4 protein-coding genes and 2 pseudogenes are annotated in these 3971 nt (G+C 49.1%); all 6 read left to right on the top strand.

Translation table 11 applies throughout. The annotated features are described in order from the left end of the window. Positions 1–192: 192 nt before the first annotated feature. Positions 193–405 (top strand): annotated as a pseudogene (locus tag MJ769_RS14610) (nuclear transport factor 2 family protein); the annotation flags it as partial. A gap of 173 nt (positions 406–578) precedes the next feature. Then, entirely contained in the window at positions 579–962 is a 384-nt protein-coding gene (locus tag MJ769_RS01290; RefSeq protein ID WP_239234040.1) for a TfoX/Sxy family protein, read from the top strand. A gap of 20 nt (positions 963–982) precedes the next feature. After that, a complete protein-coding gene (locus MJ769_RS01285; protein WP_239234039.1) occupies positions 983–1423 on the top strand; it encodes a WapI family immunity protein in 441 nt (146 codons plus the stop codon). Between the two features lie 942 nt (positions 1424–2365). Continuing rightward, positions 2366–2758, top strand: coding sequence for a nuclear transport factor 2 family protein (locus MJ769_RS14605; RefSeq protein ID WP_445083050.1), 393 nt, complete (start codon positions 2366–2368; stop codon positions 2756–2758). Positions 2759–3441: 683 nt separating this feature from the next. Continuing rightward, a pseudogene (locus MJ769_RS14600) lies at positions 3442–3704 on the top strand (BrnT family toxin). After that, the gene (gene brnA, locus MJ769_RS01275; protein WP_239234037.1) at positions 3694–3927 is read left to right on the top strand and encodes a type II toxin-antitoxin system BrnA family antitoxin; all 234 of its coding nucleotides are present in this window, start codon (positions 3694–3696) and stop codon (positions 3925–3927) included. The pseudogene MJ769_RS14600 and the gene brnA overlap by 11 nt, the downstream one beginning before the upstream one ends. The last annotated feature ends 44 nt before the right edge of the window (positions 3928–3971 follow it).

Below are 3971 nucleotides of genomic sequence, written 5' to 3'. Positions count from 1 at the left end.
ATTTTTTCCACATTCATAGTGGGCAATTCGCCCCTCAACTCGAACCACGTTAGGCCAGAATAGGCATCACTACATTGAATGCCAATATCGCTCGATAGACAATGGGAAAACTCCCTATTTAGCGAAGCTGTTTTGCGTGCCGCTGAACTTTGTTAGTTGGGCGTCACAATAACTGTGAAGTATTTTTCAACCATGGAGACGACAATAAAAATGAATGCACATCAAAACACGTGGGAAACCTATACGCGTTCCTGGTCTGAAACCGACTCCGTTAAGCGGTTGCAATTATTCGAGCAAAGTCTAAGCCCTGACTGTGTGTACACAGACCCGCTTATTCAAGCGTCGGGGTATAGCGAATTATCCGGCTACATGGCGGAACTTCACAAGAACGTTCCCGGCGTAAGGTTTGTTACCACCGACTTTAAGAACCATCATGACCGAAGTCTTACCCATTGGAACATGGTGGATGGTGATGGAAACATACTATCTCAAGGCGCGAGCTATGGGCTATACGGAACTAATGGTCGTTTAATGCAAATGACCGGCTTTTATGAGGCGCCCACCACAGGCTGAAACCCGTGACAACTCCTAGCACCGAATACACGGAATACATTCTAGAGTTACTGGAACCCATTGGCCCAGTGCGAACAGGTCGGTTCTTCGGTGGCGTGAGGATTTCCAATGGCATTGCGCAATTTGCCATGATTATGGAAAATTGCCTGTACTTTGTTGTCGATGAGATCACCCGGAAAAAGTACGAATTAGCTGGCATGGAGCCGTTTTCGTATATGACCAAAAAGGGGAAAGTTCTGGTACGGCGGTATTTTGAACTGCCGGAAGACATCCTTAATGACCCCGAGCAATTGCGCATATGGGCTAGCGAGGCAATGAGCATAGCTAGTAAAACTAAGCCCAACAAGGCGCTCAAGCGGGACGCGGCAAAAAGCCGCCGCGCCCCTTAGCTTTGCGTTAGCCAGCACATATGACCGGAGCCGCATTTTCACTTGGAGAGTCCGCGCATGAGCGGGTCGAGGTAACCGTTTTGGGCTATGAGCGCCAACCGAGTGGTGACTACCAGGATGACAATTGGCTCACGGTGGAAGTTTCGTTGGCCGTGGGCGGGTTCAGAGGTCGGTTCCAGGCTTCCTTCCTTACCGCGGAGATCACGGAGTTTCGCGATCAACTCGTTGCGCTGAACAAGAGTCTTAAGGGTGAGGCGAAGTTGGTCACAATAGAGACTCAGCTGCTCTTGAGTCTTACCGGAAATGGTCGTGGTGGCATCTCACTGAAAGGAGAAGCGTGGGATCAACCCGGCGTTGGCAATCAATTGGCATTTGGACTCAACCTAGATCAAACGCATCTCGCGAACACACTTCAACAACTCGATGCAGCTATTGAACGCTTTCCCGTCCGTGCTGGCTAACAAGCCATTCGAGGCAGACCTTCGCAAGCGGGCTTCGCCCACTTGCTCGGCCGCTCAATGGCGACGTTAGACTCAATCATATCCATGCATATTGTGCGAACACGAAAACATCTACACTGGATTATTCCAGTTGCCATTGTCGGGAGTTTGGTTATTTTTGCCGTTACATTTCTTGCATATGTATCTGCACACAATGACCACCGTGTAGCCGGTTATTATCCAGCAATTCTTGGTTTACTGTGCTTTTCTACGCTTGTGTTAAGCATCAATTACTTGTCACTACCAGGCCCCAATAGTTTGGTTCGCGTATTCACCGCGATAGGCATAGCCATCATTGAAGGCGCTGGTTTTGCCGTTCTTCTACTATTCCTGCTAGTAAGCACATTTGGCTCATGATGACATCAATTCAAAAAACGTCTAACCTTGCGCTCAAGCGGGACGCCGCAGAAGCGCGGCGCCCCTTAGCTATACGTTAGGTGCTGCATGAAAAGCTTTACTTCATCAAAAGGGTTGATGTTAGCTTCAATTTTGGTTTGGGCGGTACTTTTCATCAGCATCGCAATTAATGTGCTTTGGATACCAACCTTCGAGGAGGTCGGTCATCTTCAGAGGGGCTGTTATAGGACCGACGCGTTGTGGTTCTATGTTGAGTGCACGGGGTTCATGTTTTCTGGTGTCGTGGGCCATTTTCTTACGCTTCCTTATTTAGTGTGGCTTGGCCCAATGCTGATGCTCCTCAATCCATTCGTCGCTATTCCATTGTGGTTTTTTCTCTTATTTCCTGGGTATTATGTTTGGTCCAAGCGGCATCGCACCTAACCCGGCAGTCAAGAGGGACTGGCCGATAAGCGACTTCTTTCACGGGCAGTTATAATCTAAACATCCGGGGCTTGTGCCAAGTTCACCAGTCGGCCAGCCCCTTACTTTTACGTTAGGCCGCACATGCAAGACTCCGATCTTTTGAACTCCTTGCGAGCACTTGAGGTCTCGCTGCACAAGCCCGAGACACGGGGTGACCCGAACGAGCTTGGGCATCATCTTCACCAGCGCTTCCGGGAGTTCGGCAGATCTGGGGCCACGTACACGCGCGAACAAACACTTGAAGAGTTCAGCAGCGAGCCGCAGGCCTACCACGTCTGGTCACAGGAGTTTCAGCTTCAGCTGCTTTCCCAAGACATCGCGCTTCTCACATATAGGTCGGCGCACATTGAATCCGATGGGCAACTCACTCGCCACACGAATCGGTCGTCGGTTTGGCAATACTTGGAAGGTCGGTGGTTGCTCCGTTTTCACCAAGGCACGCCTACAAGTGCCTTCACTCAAGGTGCGGCCTAACATGTCGTTCAACCGGAGCGCCAACGGCAGGCCAGCCTGGCCGTGCGACCGCCTTGGTTCATCATCGGCCGCACGGCCAGGCCGCCCTGCCGTCGTCGCCCGGTTAACTCCGGAATTTACAGGTGGTAAAAAACATGATATTGAGCGAAGCGTCGTTCACGCTGCCGCATAACTGAATTCGTTGATGCGGACATCGTGAACGACGCTTCGCGCCATATGACAAGTTTTCGGGTCTAGTAAATTGTAGTCAGACTCGATTTTATTTTATTTGATACACTGACTCCCACCAGCGCGGTAGATTGGGATGAATGAAATGAAACCCAACATCTCACCACTCACCGTAACCATCTATCCCATCGTTTATCTCAACCCGCATCCGATTCAACTTAGTGAGGGGAGTAATTAAAATAGCATATCCAAAATTTGAAGCTTGCTCTGATCACCGCTTTTCTTATACCTCACCCACTGTCGCACCCCCCTATCATGCAGTTGACGACCCGCCGCAAACCATACAATCCCCGTAAGTTCCGCTATGAGTAGCGTTCACTTCAAGAAGGTTTATCTGCCGCCAATATGGGATGCAGGTTAAACAAGTTTGGGCGGGACGGCAGATAAACGCTATTCGTTAGAGCATGGTCTGCACCAGCTTGTCTTTCTGTTAAAAATGATATATTTTTTTCACCATGATTACTTTTAAATTTGACGAAGCAAAAAGCCAATCCAATCTTCTTAAGCATGGCATCAACTTTGACGATGCTCAGGCGTTATGGGGCGATCCGAGGCTTTTGGAAATCCCCGCAAAACAGAAGATGAGCCGAGGTACCTCGTAATTGGGTTGATTTACGAAAAGTGTTGGTCAGTCGTCATTCCCTACAGGGGTGCAAATATTTGGATAATTTCTGTTCGTCGTTCACGAACCGAGGAGGTGGCACTGTATGAAAGCTAAAAAATTTGAACAGCAGTTTGACGAAGACATTGATATTACTGCTTCGCTGGACTTATCCAAGGCTAAGAAGGTGTTGCAGGAGCAAAAACGCGTTAATGTCGATTTCCCTACATGGATGGTTGATTCGCTAGATCGTGAAGCAGGAAAGCTTGGTGTAACTCGGCAGTCTATTATTAAAGTGTGGCTTGCTGAACGTCTCGAAATGTTGGGCTCTAACGAATAAGGTTAGGTGCGACACGAAGTTGCACGATGAAGTTGTTCTGCCAG

The organism is Candidatus Nitrotoga sp. BS, assembly GCF_927797785.1.
In the GTDB taxonomy this organism is placed as follows: domain Bacteria; phylum Pseudomonadota; class Gammaproteobacteria; order Burkholderiales; family Gallionellaceae; genus Nitrotoga.
Note: the sequence above shows the minus strand (reverse complement) of the source record. Positions and strands in the feature narration are given on the sequence as shown.

Coding starts and splice junctions, on each gene's coding strand:
- MJ769_RS01285 (WP_239234039.1), top strand. CDS start 983: ATGACCGGAGCCGCATTTTCACTTGGAGAGTCCGCGCATGAGCGGGTC.
- MJ769_RS14605 (WP_445083050.1), top strand. CDS start 2,366: ATGCAAGACTCCGATCTTTTGAACTCCTTGCGAGCACTTGAGGTCTCG.
- brnA (WP_239234037.1), top strand. CDS start 3,694: ATGAAAGCTAAAAAATTTGAACAGCAGTTTGACGAAGACATTGATATT.